General features: G+C 53.6%; 16 protein-coding genes. 8 read left to right on the top strand and 8 right to left on the bottom strand.

The features are described from left to right. Nucleotides 1-68 precede the first annotated feature (68 nt). Nucleotides 69-785: a hypothetical protein gene (locus H142_RS0100295; RefSeq protein ID WP_017930091.1), complete on the top strand. Its 717-nt coding sequence runs from the start codon at nt 69-71 to the stop codon at nt 783-785. Between the two features lie 3 nt (nt 786-788). Here H142_RS0100295 and H142_RS13695 read toward each other — a convergent pair whose 3' ends face one another. From H142_RS13695 to pdxH, 3 genes are read right to left on the bottom strand one after another with little or no spacing between them, the layout of a single operon-like run. Beyond that, nucleotides 789-2,150, bottom strand: coding sequence for a hypothetical protein (locus H142_RS13695; RefSeq protein WP_017930090.1), 1,362 nt, complete (start codon nt 2,148-2,150; stop codon nt 789-791). Between the two features lie 14 nt (nt 2,151-2,164). After that, nucleotides 2,165-2,944, bottom strand: a complete 780-nt coding sequence (locus H142_RS0100285) for a DUF1499 domain-containing protein (protein WP_017930089.1) — start codon at nt 2,942-2,944, stop codon at nt 2,165-2,167. Nucleotides 2,945-3,002: 58 nt separating this feature from the next. Then, complete coding sequence (pdxH, locus tag H142_RS0100280) at nt 3,003-3,689, bottom strand: pyridoxamine 5'-phosphate oxidase (RefSeq protein ID WP_017930088.1); 687 nt, start codon at nt 3,687-3,689, stop codon at nt 3,003-3,005. 96 nt (nt 3,690-3,785) lie between these two features. Between pdxH and H142_RS0100275 the strand changes: the two genes are divergently transcribed. The 4 genes from H142_RS0100275 (at nt 3,786) to H142_RS0100260 (ending at nt 6,642) form a co-directional block, all read left to right on the top strand. Next, nucleotides 3,786-4,016 carry a DnaJ domain-containing protein gene (locus tag H142_RS0100275; protein WP_017930087.1) on the top strand — a complete coding sequence of 77 codons (231 nt, stop codon included), beginning with the start codon at nt 3,786-3,788 and terminating at the stop codon, nt 4,014-4,016. Between the two features lie 170 nt (nt 4,017-4,186). Continuing rightward, a complete protein-coding gene (aroC, locus tag H142_RS0100270; RefSeq protein WP_017930086.1) occupies nt 4,187-5,287 on the top strand; it encodes a chorismate synthase in 1,101 nt (366 codons plus the stop codon). Nucleotides 5,288-5,398: 111 nt separating this feature from the next. Beyond that, nucleotides 5,399-5,542: a hypothetical protein gene (locus tag H142_RS16730; protein WP_017930085.1), complete on the top strand. Its 144-nt coding sequence runs from the start codon at nt 5,399-5,401 to the stop codon at nt 5,540-5,542. Nucleotides 5,543-5,688: 146 nt separating this feature from the next. Continuing rightward, complete coding sequence (locus tag H142_RS0100260) at nt 5,689-6,642, top strand: calcium/sodium antiporter (RefSeq protein ID WP_017930084.1); 954 nt, start codon at nt 5,689-5,691, stop codon at nt 6,640-6,642. A 34-nt stretch (nt 6,643-6,676) separates the two neighbouring features. Here the strand turns inward: H142_RS0100260 and H142_RS13690 are convergent, their stop codons facing one another. Further along, nucleotides 6,677-7,030: a lecithin retinol acyltransferase family protein gene (locus H142_RS13690; RefSeq protein ID WP_017930083.1), complete on the bottom strand. Its 354-nt coding sequence runs from the start codon at nt 7,028-7,030 to the stop codon at nt 6,677-6,679. A gap of 208 nt (nt 7,031-7,238) precedes the next feature. Between H142_RS13690 and H142_RS0100250 the strand changes: the two genes are divergently transcribed. Beyond that, entirely contained in the window at nt 7,239-7,943 is a 705-nt protein-coding gene (locus tag H142_RS0100250) for a hypothetical protein (RefSeq protein ID WP_156811835.1), read from the top strand. A gap of 204 nt (nt 7,944-8,147) precedes the next feature. Here the strand turns inward: H142_RS0100250 and H142_RS0100245 are convergent, their stop codons facing one another. The 3 genes from H142_RS0100245 to H142_RS0100235 all read right to left on the bottom strand — a co-directional run bounded on the left by H142_RS0100245 (nt 8,148) and on the right by H142_RS0100235 (nt 11,874). Beyond that, complete coding sequence (locus tag H142_RS0100245) at nt 8,148-9,125, bottom strand: UDP-glucuronic acid decarboxylase family protein (RefSeq protein ID WP_017930081.1); 978 nt, start codon at nt 9,123-9,125, stop codon at nt 8,148-8,150. A gap of 60 nt (nt 9,126-9,185) precedes the next feature. After that, nucleotides 9,186-10,922: a DEAD/DEAH box helicase gene (locus H142_RS13685; RefSeq protein WP_083898954.1), complete on the bottom strand. Its 1,737-nt coding sequence runs from the start codon at nt 10,920-10,922 to the stop codon at nt 9,186-9,188. Between the two features lie 160 nt (nt 10,923-11,082). Next, on the bottom strand, nt 11,083-11,874 hold the full coding sequence (locus H142_RS0100235; protein ID WP_017930079.1) for a zinc metalloprotease: 792 nt from the start codon (nt 11,872-11,874) through the stop codon (nt 11,083-11,085). 108 nt (nt 11,875-11,982) lie between these two features. On the opposite strand from H142_RS0100235, the gene H142_RS0100230 reads away from it, so the two are divergent. Further along, nucleotides 11,983-13,296: a UDP-glucose dehydrogenase family protein gene (locus H142_RS0100230; protein ID WP_026147662.1), complete on the top strand. Its 1,314-nt coding sequence runs from the start codon at nt 11,983-11,985 to the stop codon at nt 13,294-13,296. An 11-nt stretch (nt 13,297-13,307) separates the two neighbouring features. Here the strand turns inward: H142_RS0100230 and glmM are convergent, their stop codons facing one another. Then, nucleotides 13,308-14,654 (bottom strand): phosphoglucosamine mutase, encoded by a 1,347-nt coding sequence (gene glmM, locus H142_RS0100225; RefSeq protein ID WP_017930077.1) that lies wholly within the window; start codon nt 14,652-14,654, stop codon nt 13,308-13,310. 222 nt (nt 14,655-14,876) lie between these two features. On the opposite strand from glmM, the gene glmS reads away from it, so the two are divergent. Further along, nucleotides 14,877-16,694 (top strand): glutamine--fructose-6-phosphate transaminase (isomerizing), encoded by a 1,818-nt coding sequence (gene glmS, locus H142_RS0100220; protein ID WP_017930076.1) that lies wholly within the window; start codon nt 14,877-14,879, stop codon nt 16,692-16,694. Nucleotides 16,695-16,700 lie beyond the last annotated feature (6 nt).

Below are 16,700 nucleotides of genomic sequence, written 5' to 3'. Positions count from 1 at the left end.
ACACGGTATAAAAATTAGTCTTGCGCCTGCGCGCAACACAATGTGATACATCTGAAAAGGATGATCACATGGACGAAAAAACCAAAGACAATATCAAAGAGACCACAGAGCTTATCAAGTCCAAGCAAAGCTGGATTACCTATGTGAGTTGGGCAATTTTGGCCTTTGCCTTGATTAGCGGTATATGGACGCAAAGCTGGAACCTTGTTTTTCTATCCACTGTTGTATTCGGCCTAACGCTCCTGCCCTTTATATTTTCCAGTTGGGCCGAGATTAACATTCCGGCCGGATTTATGGGCGCGATTGTCGCGTTTTTCGTGGCCACGGTTTTTCTCGGTGAAGTGGGCGATTTTTACGAAAAATATTGGTGGTGGGATACGGTTCTGCATACGGGATCAGCTATCGGCTTTGCGCTGATCGGCATGTTGATTGTGCTGTTCTTACTACGTGGCAAGCGCATTGCGGCCCCGCCTATTTTCCTCGCGCTTATGGCCTTCAGTTTCGCCATGGCTATGGGCGGCCTGTGGGAAATTTTCGAATATGCGATGGATCAATGGTTTGGCCTGAATATGCAAAAAGACGGCCTGGATGATACCATGCAAGACCTTATCGTTGATGCAGGCGGCGCCTTTATCGGCGCGCTGGCCGGCTGGTTATACCTGCGCACGTCAGGCGGAAGTTTTCTCGGCGCGACGCTTGACAGTTTTGTCAGTAAAAACCCGCATTTATTCAAAGACGGTAAAAACAAGCCAAAGCCAAAGCCAAAAAAGAAAGCGAAAAGCTAGGGCTTATTTATCCGCGAGTTCCGCCTGTAATTGACCGACGGTTACGGGAATATCCAATATGTGACGGAACGCCTCCCAGCGGTCCTGTCCGCCATCGACGCGCATCTGTACCCAGTCGCGCACGACATCCTGTCCCAGCGTATAGTTGATGATATAGCCGCGATAGGTCTCGATAAAGGACAGGCCCTGTTCGGCGCGGGCGCGGTTGCGATCGCCATATGTCATATAAAACGCAATTGCTTCTTCGCGGGTAAAGCGCCCGTCCAGGTATTCACGGGCGACATGAATGCTGACATTGGACAGCACATTGCGCGCCCTGGCCAGCTCAGGGTCCGGCTCGACAACATTTGTCGGCGCCGCTAATCCGGCCAGCGGATAAAGGACATCAGCGTCATACCGGGCCTTCTCAATCCCCGGAAAGGCAAGCTCTAATCCATAATTGGCGGAGCCTTCCATAAGCGGCGCAGAAGGACTGTACAGCGCAATAATCTGCGCTTCGGGCCAACCGAGCTTATTGATGCGGATATCTTCGCTTAGAATATTAAACACATGGTGACCCGGATAGCCTTCGTGACAGCCCAGATCCAGCGCGCGGTCTATGGTCAGCGGCACATCCTGATTGACTTCGATCAGGCTACGGTAGTCACCTTTATACCAATTATAAGCGCTCCACGGCTTGTCTTTAACAAAAGCCAGATCAAAGTTTTCGCCGTCCGGCAGGTCATAATGTGCGGCGGTGCGCGCGCGGCATTGCGCAATCGCAGCCGTCATGACGTCGCGGACTTTATCGCCGGGAATAACATTTGTCGGCGCAGTGTCGCTATCGTCTTTATTGGTTTGCGCGGCGTCATATTGCGCCCGGGCGGCGGCAAAGTCAGCCTCACTGTAATGCGGAGCGACAGCGTCATAGATCAGACGGGTTTCCTCATCGAAGGTGAGTGTCTCGCCTTGAAGAATACGCGCCCGTGTATGCATGGCCAATACATCGCCCCGCAAAAGAGCGAACCGTGCTTTCGTCATCGGGTCGACGCCTTGCGGCCCGATATCAGCAATTTTATCAACACGATCCAGCAAAGCGTCTGCGCTCTGGCGAATTTCGCCAAGGGTCATGGCGCTGTTTCTAGCCGCTTCGCGCATGGCCGGATCACCGGTAAAGGCATCGACATAATGCTTATCAAAATTACCGAAAATCAGACCGAGATTAACATATTCTCTGGCGATTTCGTTCAGATTATTTTCGCTATAAGCGCCGGCTGCACGCTGCTCTTGCGTGACTTTGCGCTGCGTCTCATCAACAGGAGCGCAATCTGTCAGCGCAGCTGAAAATGCAAACGCCGCAGCGGCGCTCATTAAAATCTTTTTCATGATAGGATCCAGCCTCAGTCTACAATTTTATCGAGTTGGGTTTGCAGCATGCGGATACGCGCGGCATTGGCGCCGACATCCGATCCGCCAACGCGAGATAGTGAGCGCATATCGACAATGCTTCCGCCATTCCCATCGCCGCGAACGCGGATGATGACATCGTCTTTAAATCCAAACCAGAACGATTCATGCGTGCCCTCAAGGGTCGTTTCGCCGCCCCCTTGAACCATATTTATCTCGCCGTAATTATCGCGCATAACCATGGCCGCAGCGGCGGACACCTTTTGCGGTCCTGCGGCAAAGTTTTGCGGTGCGATATCCGGATAGCCTTTGGCTTGCAGCACGCTGACCAGCTCTGTTCCGCGAGGGTCTTTTTTACCTATATAATCAGGAGAATTTGCGCCCGCGCCGCGCATATCCAGCATAGTTTGGCTAAACATAGGCGGGTCTTGTCTATCTGTCGTCACGTCATGAATAAACGGAAGTGATCCCGCAATCGTTTTGAAATTATTGGCATAAGCCATGGCGCCGACCGGGATAATAATGGCGAGGATGGCCACAAGAATAGCGCCCCGGCGACGCACTGGCAAAAATGACGTAACCAGCGCAATAACGCCGATAATAAGAGAGGCCACCATGAGCGGAAGGCCCCAGGCAAAAATCATTTTGCCAAAGCCGAATTTCCATTCAAACAGGCCGAAGCGGCTGCCCCATGCTGCAATCATAAAATAAAGCGGCAAGCCGATGACTACAACCCAGGCCAGAATTCGCATTAACGCTTTAACTTTTTCCACGCTTCATCCTTTAGATTATTGGGCTTTAAAACTTCGTTTTGATAACAGAGCCTCTTCGTCAGGGATAGAGCCGCATTTTGTCCCATCCCGAGCCGGGCTCTTCACGGGAAAATAGTAAGCGGTCATGCAGGCGGTAAGGCCGGTCGCGCCAAAATTCGATCTGCATGGGGACCACGCGCCAGCCAAACCAGTTATCAGGGCGCGGTATGTCCTTAACACCCTCAAAGCGTGCCTGCGCGGCTTTAACCGCGGCCTCCAGCGCCTCGCGGGACTTAACCGGCTCGCTTTGATCAGACGCCCACGCGCCAATCCGGCTGCCCCGCGCCCGCGAGGCGAAATATTCATCCGACTCAGCGTCGCTGACTTTCATGACAGGCCCGCGCACGCGCACTTGGCGGCGCAGGCTTTTCCAGTGAAAACACAATGCCGCCGCGCCGTTGCCTGAAAGCTGCTCGCCCTTTGCGCTGCCTGAATTGGTATAAAACGTAAATCCGCGCGCATCCACGCCCTTTAGCAAGACCATGCGCACATCAGGCCGGCCCGAGGCGTCTACCGTCGAGAGCGCCATCGCATTACTGTCATTAAGCTCTGCCACGCGCGCTTCGCCCATCCACTCTTCGAACAAAGCGATCGGGTCATCGCGGTCGAAAATAGGGCGTGCATTGGCCTCTTGCACGGCACGGTAAGTGTCATCCTGCGTGTAGTCTTTGGCAGAGGGCGACGGCGGTATTACGGATTTTGGCATAGAGTCTCACTGACTTCGCAACAGGGTTAGCGTGGCGTTAATTTTCTTAGCCCACATTATACGCTTAAGCCGGAGTGTATAGATGAGAGTGTATAGATGATGACCGCGCGTGCATTAAGGATTTTAGGGCTGACGCCCCATGCCCGCGAGGCGCAAATCCGCGCGGCGTGGCGCGCCAAGGCCAAGCTGTTGCATCCCGACAGCCCTTACGGCAATGCCGCCGCCTTTCTCGAGGCCAAAGCGGCCTATGACGTGCTGACCCCCCGCCCCGAGCAGAGCCTTAAACGCCGCGTGCGGGTACGGGCCACCAGTCGGCGCGCGGGGTAGCGACCCTACTCCAAACCCGCTCATCCCAGCGAAAGCTGGGATCCATCTCCCGAATTTTTTATCAAGAGTACAGCTTGCGGTGATGGACCCCGTTTTTCAACGGGGTGAGCGGCATATTTTGGTTTATAACACCCTTTCCCCTCCGCGCGTTCCCGCCTATACCCGCCACTATGAGCCATAATACATTCGGACATTTATTTCGCGTCACCACATGGGGCGAGAGCCACGGCCCGGCCATTGGCGCGGTGATTGACGGCTGTCCCCCCGGATTGTCCTTATCGCCCGCAGATATTCAGCCTTTTATGGACGCGCGCCGTCCGGGGACGAGCAGATATGTGACGCAGCGCAAAGAGCCGGACACGGTCAAAATCCTCTCCGGCGTCTTTGAAGACGAGCGCACGGACGGGCCGCGCACGACAGGTCACCCCATTAGCCTGATGATTGAAAATACCGATCAGCGCAGCAAAGATTATAGCGAGATTCGTGACCGTTACCGCCCCGGCCATGCTGATTTTACCTATGACGCCAAATACGCAATTCGCGATTATCGCGGCGGCGGGCGGTCAAGCGCGCGCGAAACCGCAAGCCGCGTCGCGGCGGGCGCCGTCGCGCGCAAAGTGCTGGGCGACAGCATAAAAATCCGGGCCTGCCTCATCCAAATCGGCGAACATATGGTCGATGGCGAGCGCTGGGATTGGGACGAGATCGACAATAATCCGTTCTGGTGTCCCGACGCGAAAATGGCCTCTGTCTGGGCGGATTATCTGGACGGGCTGCGTAAATCCGGCAATAGCGTTGGCGCGGTTTTGCAGGTTGAAGCCACGGGCGTTCCCGCCGGATGGGGCGCGCCGGTTTACGGCAAGCTCGACACAGAAATCGCCGCCGGATTAATGTCGATCAACGCCGCCAAAGGCGTCGAAATCGGCGCGGGCTTTGCCAGCGCCGCAATGACCGGCGTGGACAATGCCGATGAAATGCGCGCGGGCGATAAGGGCCAGCCGCGCTTTTTATCCAATAATTCCGGCGGTATTCTCGGCGGTATTTCCAATGGCGACACGATTGTGGCGCGCATGGCGATTAAGCCGACCAGCTCGATCCTAACCCCCGTGCGCAGCGTCACCAAGGACGGCGAAGAGATCGATATCATCACCAAAGGCCGCCACGATCCCTGCGTCGGCATTCGCGCCGCGCCCGTTATGGAAGCCATGCTGGCCTGCGTCCTGGCCGACGCGAAATTGCGCCATCAGGGGCAGATGGGCGCAGCGTCATAATCGATCCAGTGAATCGATTATGGGGTGCGCCGCGCAGAGCAAGGTTTACCTTGCGCGAAGCGGCACCCTTCAGCATTTAAGTAAATATGCATCGAATAAATAGAGATATTAATGGTGCAGCCCCAAACCCTTAACCGCACAGTTGACCTTCCGGGCGCGGTGCTGCTCGGCCTCGCCGTATTTATCGACTGGCCCATCATGCTCGCGGGCGTGGGCGTTGGGGTCTTAGGGCACTTAGCCTTGAAAAGGGCCTAATATACAGCGCGAAAAATTCACCCGCACAGCCCCATATTAAGCGTAATATTATAGGTCAGGGCTAAGGCTATGTGCTAATTTGGCAACGCGCCGTCATCGCGGCAATCAGAATTGTCTGACCGGTACGGCGTGTTGCGGGAGCCATCATGATTTGGTTATTACTGATTTTTGGACTTATCCTACTCGTTGCCGGCGGCGAACTGCTTGTTCGCGGCGCGGTGGCTGTGGCCAGGCAATATCGGGTATCCCCCTTGCTCATCGGCCTGACACTGGTGGGGTTCGGAACGTCTACGCCTGAGCTTGTAACCAGTCTCCAAGCCACGCTTGACGGCTCTCCGGGCATTGCAGTCGGCAATGTTGTAGGCAGCAATATCGCGAATATTCTCCTCATTCTGGGCATTACGGCCATTATAACGCCGCTTGCTGTAGACCCCCGTACATTTCGCAGAGACATCGTTGTTTTATTACTGGCGACCTTTGCGCTGATCGGAGCGTCATTTCTGGGCCAGATTACGGCGCTCACTGGCGCTATATTTATCGCTCTGCTCGCGGGCTATATCCGCTTTGCTTACCGGCAGGAGAGCGCAGCGCCCATTACGGCTCCGGCCACTCTTGCGAAGACGGTTGATCGCGCTCAATCCGCGCCGCTTTGGCGTCACATCGCCTTAGTTATTATAGGGATTGGCCTGACAATATTCGGGGCTAAATTTCTGGTCAAAGGCGCTATCGAATTGGCCACGATTATGGGCATATCAGAGACCATAATCGGACTGACTGTGGTGGCCGTGGGAACATCCCTGCCCGAACTTGTCACCTCCGTCATCGCTGCGGTGAAGAAACAATCCGACCTCGCCTTTGGCAATATTATCGGAAGCAATATTTTCAATATTTTCTTTATTCTGGGCGCGGTTTCACTCGTTCAGCCCATCAACATTCCGGCCGATATAATGGCGGTCGACATCTGGGTGATGCTCGGCGCGGCCCTGGCTCTCACCGTCTTTGCGGTAACGCGGTGGACGATTACGCGCATTGAAGGCGCGGTAATGGTAACGGCTTATGGCGCTTATATCGGGTGGTTAGCGATCAGCGCCGGCGCGTAATTTGCGCGGCTGTCCATGCCAAATGACGCCGTGTCTAGCGGCTCAGCGGGCCGAGCTGTCTTGATCTTGGACGGCCTTCCAGAACCCAAGTGACGAAATGCTCGCAATTGCGGGTCAGTACATTATAGCGCTGCCCGGTTTTCGCGCGGGCGCGGGCAACCAGCTCGGCCCCGCTCACCGGATAAACCAGCGGCACAACCCGCACGGAACGCCCGTCGGAAAACTCGTTAAAGTCACTTTCCAGAACCCCGCCCAGACGGCGAGAGCTGTGAATCACCGTGCCATATCCCGTCGCAATCCCAAAATGGCGCAGCCCGCCCATGAAATTATATTCAAGCAATGTCCCGGCCGGATAAACAGGCCCGCGTTCAAAAGGATAATTGGTCATAGGGGGAATATGGGGGAATTTTCGGGGAATGCAAATGATACCCCTGTCCTTGATGACGCAAGAAGAGATGGACGTTATGTTGAAAAAGTATATGAGTTTAAGTGCCTGAAATAAATTGTTATTGCGCTAGCAACGCATCACTCAATTGAATTCAAAGATAACTGCAATTTTTCACCTAGGTTATTAAACTTCATTTAGGGAGTTAAAAGTGGATTACTGGCGCGACGGAATTTTAAGAGGCATGGGTTACTGGATACATGACTTTCAAACCTTACTGGCCGGATTAGCCGCCTTTGCAACAATATTCATCATTTTGCTACACAGGAAAGATGACAGGTTACGTAAACTTTGGTTTGCAAAGGGAACCGCAAATTATGCCATTTCTGAATTACATAAAGCGCTAGGCCGTAATTTTGAAAAATTAGAAACCGATTATATTGAATTTAAGAATATGGCTAGAGAGACACACTATGAGCCCGTTACAACTTCACTATATGAGTCTTATTCAGAAAATCACATAAATACCTTGGCAAATTTAATTCCAGTTTCAAAACCAAAAACTGCGAGTAGCATAGCAGAATGCATTTCTTTTTTCCAAATATATAATTCAAGACTAAAAAGTTTCGAGGTTAATTGTGCTGATGCAAACTTCGGAACATCGCTCGAAAGTTTTCACAGCATAATGTTCAACCAGATTGAGCTTTCCACTTGGCTTATGCAAAGAATGCTGCCGTATGCAAGATCTATGAAACTTTATAAATTACCTGATTTTAAACCATATCCAGATACTTCATTACTGTTTCGAAGCAAATACGCTATGCATGATCCAGAATACATCAAATATACTAACAATCAAATTTGGCCTCCATCTCTGCCACGCAGAATTCAAAAATGGCTGGCTAGAACAACATAGAAAAGATCAAAATATCACAATCAACTAATAATTAGGCGCCATACCTCGCGCTTCGCACAGCGTAAGAACGATTTAAATATATTTTGCCATACGCATCGCGTTTAGCTGAAATATGCGGTAATCTACTCAATTAATCGCCTTCGCAGGCCGTATTGCGCTAACAACGCCCGACGTCGATTATACTCGAAACGCGAAAGATGACCGTTAGCCCGGCGTCTCGATCCGGTTCAAATCCGTGCGCGACAAGAGGTCGTCGAAATAGGCAATGGTTTTTCCCAGGCCTTCGCGGAGCTGGACTTTCGGCTCCCAGCTCAAAGCAGCTTTGGCTTTGCTGATGTCGGGCTGGCGTTGTTTTGGGTCATCCGACGGAAGGTCTTTGAACGTCAGCGTGGACTTTGCGCCTGTAAGCTCCACCACGGTCTCAGCCAGTTCGCGTATGGTAAACTCATTCGGGTTGCCCATATTCATCGGGCCGATTTCTTTATCCTGCGCCATAAAGGCTTGAAAGCCTGCAATCAAATCGGAGACATAGCAAAAGCTGCGCGTCTGGCTGCCGTCGCCAAAGACGGTAATGGGCTGGCCTTTTAGCGCCTGGACGATAAAGTTAGAGACCACGCGCCCGTCATTAGGATGCATGCGCGGCCCGTAAGTGTTGAAAATACGCGCCACGCGAATATCCAGATCATGCTGTCGGTGATAGTCAAAAAACAGCGTCTCGGCAGCGCGTTTACCTTCGTCATAACAGGCGCGCACGCCGATTGGATTGACATTGCCGAAATAGCTTTCGACCTGCGGATGAATATTGGGATCGCCATAGACTTCCGACGTGCTGGCTTGAAAAATCTTGGCGTTTAAGCGCTTTGCGAGGCCGAGCATATTAATCGCGCCGTGAACCGATGTTTTAAGGGTCTGGACGGGGTCGTGCTGGTAATGAAAAGGGCTGGCAGGACAGGCCAGATTGTAAATCTCGTCAACTTCCAGATAGATCGGAAAGGTCACGTCATGGCGGATGAATTCGAAAAACGGATTGTCCATAAGGTGGACAATATTGTCTTTTTGCCCGCAAAACAGATTATCCAGACAGATGACGTCCGCGCCGGTCGCCAGCAGGGCTTCGCAGAGATGGCTGCCCAGAAACCCTGCGCCGCCCGTGACCAAAATCCGTTTACGTAAATGCTGCATAATCCGCCCTCTGTGCTAAAGGCGGTTTAAGCATTTTAGACGCGAATGCAAAGCGCGAGTTTAGCTTTTCGGCGGTCTGGGGGCGCGGCTTTTCCCGCCGCCGGCATTACGCGGACGGCTTCCCGGCCCGCGCTTATCCGGGCTTCGCCCCGAGCCGGAACTTGAACCGGGTTTAGGCTTACCGCCTGAGCTGCGCGGTTTGCGGTTAAATTTAAAGTCACCCTTTTTGGCCTCACTTTGAGAGCCGTCCGGTTTTTTATCGGCAGATTTTGAGCTCTCTCCCGCCTTTATATAAGGCCGAGGTTCGCGCGCTGGACGGGCGTCTGCGCTGCTGCTGTCGCCGTCGCTGCGTTCCGATTTAGGTTTGCGTTTGCGAAAACCCTGCTCGTCATTGCGCGGCCCTTTGGAGCGTCCGCCCTGAGAAGAAGAAGATGACTTGCCTTTATAACCGCCGCCGGATTTAGACCGGCCGGAGTTATCGCCGTCAGGTTTAGCGCGCAGCGCGCCCTTATCCGCAGGCTTGCGATCACGGTTTTTATTGCGGCTTTTACCGCGGCCTGAGCGTTTTGACGGCGTTTCGGACTGCACGCCTGCTGCTGATGGCGGGCGGCTTGAGGGCGGAGGCAAGGATTTGATCCGCGCCACTTCCATGAGGAAATTCTCCGGCAGCTCTTCAACATCAATGCGCTGTTTAATCTGTTTTTCGATATCTTTGAGGTAGGCGCGCTCATCCTTGGCGCAATAGGCAATAGCGCGGCCCTCGCGTCCGGCGCGGGCGGTGCGGCCAATACGGTGGACATATTGCTCGGGCACATTGGGCAGCTCGTAATTAATGACGTGGCTAATGCCTTCAATATCAATGCCGCGCGCCGCAACATCGGTGGCAATCATGACTTTAACCGTGCCGTCGCGGAACATATCCAGGGCGCGTTTGCGCTGTCCCTGGCTTTTATTGCCGTGAATGGCGACGCTGTCTATGCCCGCCTGCCACAGTTTTTTAACAACGCGGTCGGCGCCGTGTTTGGTGCGGGTAAAGACCAGAGCGCGGTCGACAATATCGGTGTTTAAAGTGTTAGCGAGCAGGGCCAGCTTCTCACCCTGATTGACAAATATCACTGTTTGGATGACGCGCTCAGCCGTGGTGCTCTCAGGCGACACAGAAACGCGCTTGGGATCGGTTAAGAACTGCTCGCCGAGCTTTTTGATCTTGCCCGGCATGGTGGCTGAGAAGAACAAAGTCTGGCGCTGTTTCGGGACAAGCGCGGCAATTTTACGAAGCGCGTGGATGAAGCCCATATCCATCATCTGGTCGGCTTCGTCGAGAATCAACACTTCGACATCTTTTAGCGTCAGTAATTTTTGATCGATCAGATCAATCAGGCGTCCGGGCGTCGCGACGATCACGTCATTGCCCGAGACGACTTTCTTAATCTGGCGCTGGATCGACACCCCGCCATAAATGGCCTGAATATCAATTGGCATATGCGAGCCGTAAGTTTCAAACGACACGGCGATCTGCGAGGCCAGTTCGCGCGTCGGCGCAAGGACAAGCACGCGGCAGCCGCGTTTGGGCGCTATCTTTGGGTTCGTGAAAATATGGTGCAGGACGGGCAGCGCGAAACTGGCGGTTTTGCCGGTGCCGGTCTGCGCGACGCCGAGCACATCGTGCCCGGCCATAACAAACGGGATGGACTGCGCCTGGATCGGCGTCGGGGTCGTATAGCCCTGCTCTTTCAGGGCGAGCGCTAAGGGCTCGGCAAGGTTAAAATCGGAGAATTTCATCGTAGATTCGGACATAGACGCTTTCTGTTGCGCGGGGGCTGTGCGCATGTTGCGCGGGGCCTTTTGCACATTATGCGTCCGGCCTGCTGCGCCTTATGCGCAGTAATGTGCGGCGCTATAGGAGCGCAGGCGTGAAGTAAAGCACGGCGCGCGGTTGGCGCGGTGTCCGCGCAGGCTAGAATTTGGACAGGACGGCCGTTTCTGCTCGCCGCTGCGCTTCACGCATAATGAGCTTAACCATTGCAGGCGCGCGCATGAAAGGCCCGCTGGAGACAGATATGCGTGCCCATTCCTCATCATCGGTTAAAGCTAGGCCGGGCGGAATATAGTTAAGCCGTGTGGCCGCCCAGCTCTCCGGGCCGGGTCTATATCCGGCCATATATTGCCAAATATGAAGCCCGTCACTGGCGCTGCGCCCGTCCCAAATGAGCGGGATGAGGTTAACGATGGCGTCGATCAGAAATGCCAGAGCGATCAGCGACAGGCCGAGCATGAGATCGGGGACGCTCTGCGCGGCCATATAAATAATGATGGCGCACGCAGCCGTGGCCATGGCCCCGCCCGCGCTGACCCATATTGCAGCCCCACGCCGAAACTGTCCCCATTTCGGGGTGGAAGCGACAAAGCCCGCATATTCACGGTCAGGCGCATCGCCTATACGCGTAAGTTTCATCTGCGCAGGCGAGACGCCAAAGGGGCCGACACAGATAAAATGGACCTTGTGCCCGACGCCCCATGCGGCGATAGCGTGGCCCATTTCATGGATAAATGTGACAACAAATAAGAGCAGCGCCGCCCCGCCAAAAAGAACGATTGCAGCCAGCACGGCGCGCTCATCCCCGATAACGCTCTGTTGCAAAAGCCTCAGCCCGCCCCAAATCGGCACGAGATAGGCTATCGTGAGCACAATGGGCAGTTGCGACCCGATTGCGGCCATCCAGCCTTTATCTTGCGGGGGAATAATCATCAGCGTATCTAACTATTTCGGTCCAGTTTACATATCAGTCATATCGTAGTGCTTTGCAATTGCGCCAAGCTTTGCTAGTCGAAGTGAGAATTTATTTTAAGGTGAATTATGCGCGTAGCGATGATTGGAACAGGGTATGTCGGATTAGTCTCCGGCGTGTGTTTTGCAGATTTTGGTCACACTGTGACCTGCGTCGATAAAAATCCTGATAAAATTAAGATCCTAAATGAGGGCGGCGTGCCGATTTATGAGCCGGGGCTGGAAAACCTTGTCGCGAAAAACGTGCGTGAGAAGCGCCTGTTCTTTACAACAGAGATTGAAGAGGCCGTGCGCGAGGCCGATGCCGTCTTTATCGCTGTGGGCACGCCGTCACGGCGCGGAGACGGCCATGCCGATCTGTCCTATGTTTACGCGGCCGCCGAAGATATCGCCAAAGTGATCGACGGCTTTACGATGATCGTCACTAAATCTACCGTCCCCGTCGGTACCGGCGACGAAGTTGAGGCCATTATCCGCAAAGCCCGGCCCGATGCTGATTTTGCCGTTGTGTCCAATCCCGAATTTTTGCGCGAAGGCGCCGCGATCACTGATTTTAAACGTCCTGACCGCGTCGTTGTCGGGACAGATGATGAGCGCGCTGTCGCGCTGATGAAAAAACTCTACCGTCCGCTCTATCTGAACGAAACGCCGATGCTGTTTACCAACCGGCGCACATCCGAGCTGATTAAATATGCGGGCAATGCCTTTTTGGCGACCAAGATTACCTTCATTAATGAAGTGGCGGAGCTTTGCGAAAAAGTCGGCGCGAATGTACAGGAAGTCTCGCGCGGCATCGGACTGGACGGACGGATTGGGCGTAAATTTCTCAATGCCGGGCCGGGTTATGGCGGCTCATGCTTCCCCAAAGATACGCTGGCGATTGTCAAAACCGCGCAGGACTATGGCGCGCCGCTTAAAATTGTTGAAGCGGTTGAGCAGGTTAATAAAGACCGCAAAAAAGCGATGGCCGGCAAAATCATCGCGGCAATGGGCGGCGACGTCTCCGGTAAAACCATTGCTATTTTAGGCCTGGCGTTCAAGCCCAATACGGACGATATGCGCGACGCGCCCAGTCTGGATATTATCCCTGCACTGCAAAAAGCGGGCGCAAAAATTCGCGCCTATGATCCCGAAGCCATGAAGGAAGCGGCTCATATGCTGGACAATGTTGAATACGGCGTCAGCGCCTATGACTGCATTGCCGGCGCTGACGCGATGGCTATTATCACGGAATGGGATCAGTTCCGCGCTCTGGATTTTAGCCGCGTGAAAGACAGTCTTAAAACGCCGATACTGGTTGATTTGCGCAATATTTACAGCCCGGCAGAGATGAAATCGATTGGGTTTGACTATACCTCAATCGGACGCCCCGACACAGATTAAATTTGAGCGCATCATGCCCGCGCGATGTAATCACACAGTTCGTCAGTCAAACGCTCGACGAGGCCCATATCATCGCCCTCGGCCATGACACGTATTAGCGGTTCTGTGCCCGAAGCGCGCACGAGAATGCGCCCGGACTTGCCCATAGTCGATGACGCATCGGAAATTGCGGATTGGACGTCATCGTTCATGAGCGGACTTTCGCCGGAATAACGCACATTTTTGAGGCGCTGCGGCACGGGGTCGAATAGGTTGAGAACCTCCGATGCAGGGCGGTTTTGCCGTACGATCTCGGCCAGCACTTGCAGCGCGGCAATCGTACCGTCGCCTGTAGGCGCAAAATCCGTCATTAAAAGGTGCCCTGACTGCTCACCGCCAATATTATAGCCGTCCTTGCGCATACGCGCCGCCACATAGCGGTCACCGACCGGCGTGCGTACAAGTTCTAATTTCTCATTTGCTAAGAAACGCTCCAGACCCAGATTAGACATAACCGTGGCGACAATACCGTCGCGCGCGAGTTGTTCCGTCTCTTTCCAGCCCTTGCCCATCAGCGCCAAAAGCTGATCGCCGTCAATAATACGGCCTTTCTCATCACACATAATAAGGCGGTCTGCGTCACCGTCCAACGCGATGCCGACATCCGCGCCGCTATTGATAACAGCTTCGGAAAGCGGTGTTGTATCGGTCGAGCCACAGCCATTATTGATATTAATACCATTGGGGTTTACGCCAAGCGTAATGACCTCTTTCGCGCCGAGCTCCCATAATGTTGCGGGCGCCGTCCGGTAAGCCGCGCCATTTGCGCAATCAACGACAATGCGTAAATTATCGAGCCGCATACGACGCGGGAATGTCGCTTTAACAATTTCGATATATCGCGACTGTGCATTATCATAGCGTTTAGCTTTGCCCAGTTCGTAACTGCCTGCCAAACCTTCTTTTAGGCCCTCATGCATGAGCTCTTCAATTTTCGCTTCAGCGGCATCCGATAATTTACGCCCGTCAGGGCCGAAAAACTTGATGCCATTATCATGATAGGCATTGTGGGAGGCCGTAATCATAATGCCCATATCAGCCCGAAGCGAGCGCGTCATCATAGCAACGCCGGGCGTCGGCAGGGGCCCGAACAGTCGTACATCCATGCCTACTGAGGTTAGCCCCGCGACAAGTGCCGGCTCGATCATATATCCGGACAGGCGCGTATCTTTACCGATAACCACGCTATGGCGGCGGGTCTCATCACCAAGAAAATACTTACCGGCGGCCATACCCAATGTCATAATTTCGCGCGGGCGCATGACGCCTTCATTGGCTTTGCCGCGAATACCGTCCGTTCCGAAATATTTCTTGCCCATATGTGAAATTATCCTTTGTGCCAATTGCCCGCATATTGTGTCATAGACTCTTGATTGACACCCTAATAAGCCATCTATTGGAATATAAATAGGTCAATTTTATGCAGATTGGGAATAATATGCCCTAATAGTACCGATGGTGCAGGCAATGTTGTATAAGACTTGCATAAGGGGAGGTTATATAGGAATTGCGTTGTTATGTCGTTTAACTAGGATAATAATATGTGTGGAATTATCGGCATTGTGGGCCAAGACACAGTCGCAGACCGCTTGATCGAAGGCCTTAAACGCCTTGAGTATCGCGGATATGACAGTTCAGGAATCGCCGTTCTGAAAGATAGCAAATTGTTGCGCAGCCGTGCAAAAGGCAAAATTATAGCGCTGCAATCGCGCCTGCAATCCCATCCCATCGATGGTAATATTGGTATTGCCCATACACGCTGGGCCACACATGGTGCGCCGACAGAAAATAACGCGCATCCTCATTTTGCCGGTACTGTCGGCGTCGTTCATAACGGCATTATCGAAAATTTCACGGCGCTCCGGGAGAGCTTTAAAGGCCAGCGTGAATTTGTTACGGAGACCGACACCGAAGTCGTTGCACATCTTATCGATCACGAAATCACGCTGGGCGCCGAGCCGATTGAGGCGTTTCGCAAAACCCTTAAAAAACTCTCTGGCGCATTTGCTTTGGGGATCATTATCGACGGGCTGGACGGGCATATCTATGCGGCGCGCCGCGGCAGTCCGCTGGCAATAGGCTTGGGTGACGGAGAGAATTATATCGGCTCGGACGCGATTGCTTTGGCCTCCCTGTCGCGCGATATTATCTATCTCGAAGAAGGTGACTGGGCGGTTATTACCCAACACAAAATCGACATTTTTGACGCAGACGATAACCCTGTTGTGCGGCCGGTCACCCATACATCGGGAAGCCTCGCCGCAGCTAAAAAGGGAAATTATCGTCATTACATGCTAAAGGAAATCCACGAGCAACCCGAAACTGTAGGGCACGCCCTCACTCACTATATCGACGCGTTTAATCATCAGGCGGTTTCACTCGAAGGCCTGGATTTCAAAGATGTTTCCCGCCTCACCATTATCGCCTGCGGGACAGCCAGCTATGCCGGGCATGTGGCTAAATACTGGTTCGAGCAAATCGCGGAATTGCCCTGCGAAATCGATATAGCTTCCGAGTTCCGATATCGCCGCCCTGCCCTCGACACCAAAGGCATGGCCTTAGCCGTATCGCAATCCGGAGAGACCGCCGATACGCTGGCGGCTCTGCGATATTGTCAATCCAAGGGGCTAAAGACAGGGGCTTTGGTTAATGTCATGACCTCGACCATGGCACGCGAAGCCGATGTGGCTTTGCCTATTAACGCCGGACCGGAAATCGGCGTGGCCTCGACCAAGGCTTTTACAGCCCAACTAACGTCATTATTGGCGCTCTCCATACTCGCGGCGCGCCAGCGCGGCGTGATTGATGAGGCCCGAGAAGTTGAGCTTTGCAGCGAACTGACACAAGTGCCGCGTTTAGTGTCTGAAGCTCTGCTCCTTGATGAGGATATTCAGGTATTAGCGCAAGATTTATCCAAAGCGACCAGCGCATTCTATCTGGGCCGCGGCGCTTTGTTTCCGCTCGCGCTGGAAGGCGCGCTTAAGCTTAAAGAGATCAGCTATATCCATGCCGAAGGTTATGCGGCGGGCGAGCTTAAACACGGCCCTATCGCCTTAATCGAAGAAGGCACCCCTGTTATCGTCCTTGCGCCGCATGATGAGCTTTTCGAGAAAACCATTTCCAATATGCAGGAAGTGGCGAGCCGCGGCGCGCGCGTTATCCTGATAACGGATCCGGAGGGCGCTCTGGCCGCCGGTCATATGGCTGATAGCGTGCTCATCAGCCCCGCTTGCGCAATGCAAACCGCCCCTATTGTGCTTTCTGTGGCCATACAGCTTTTGGCGTATCACACCGCCGTTTTGCTCGGCACAGATGTCGATCAACCCCGCAACCTCGCGAAATCCGTTACTGTTGAATAGTCTGAG

The organism is Robiginitomaculum antarcticum DSM 21748, from assembly GCF_000365025.1.
Lineage (GTDB): Bacteria > Pseudomonadota > Alphaproteobacteria > Caulobacterales > Maricaulaceae > Robiginitomaculum > Robiginitomaculum antarcticum.
The sequence above is the reverse complement of the archived record's forward strand: the minus strand, read 5'-3'. Positions and strand labels throughout refer to the sequence as shown.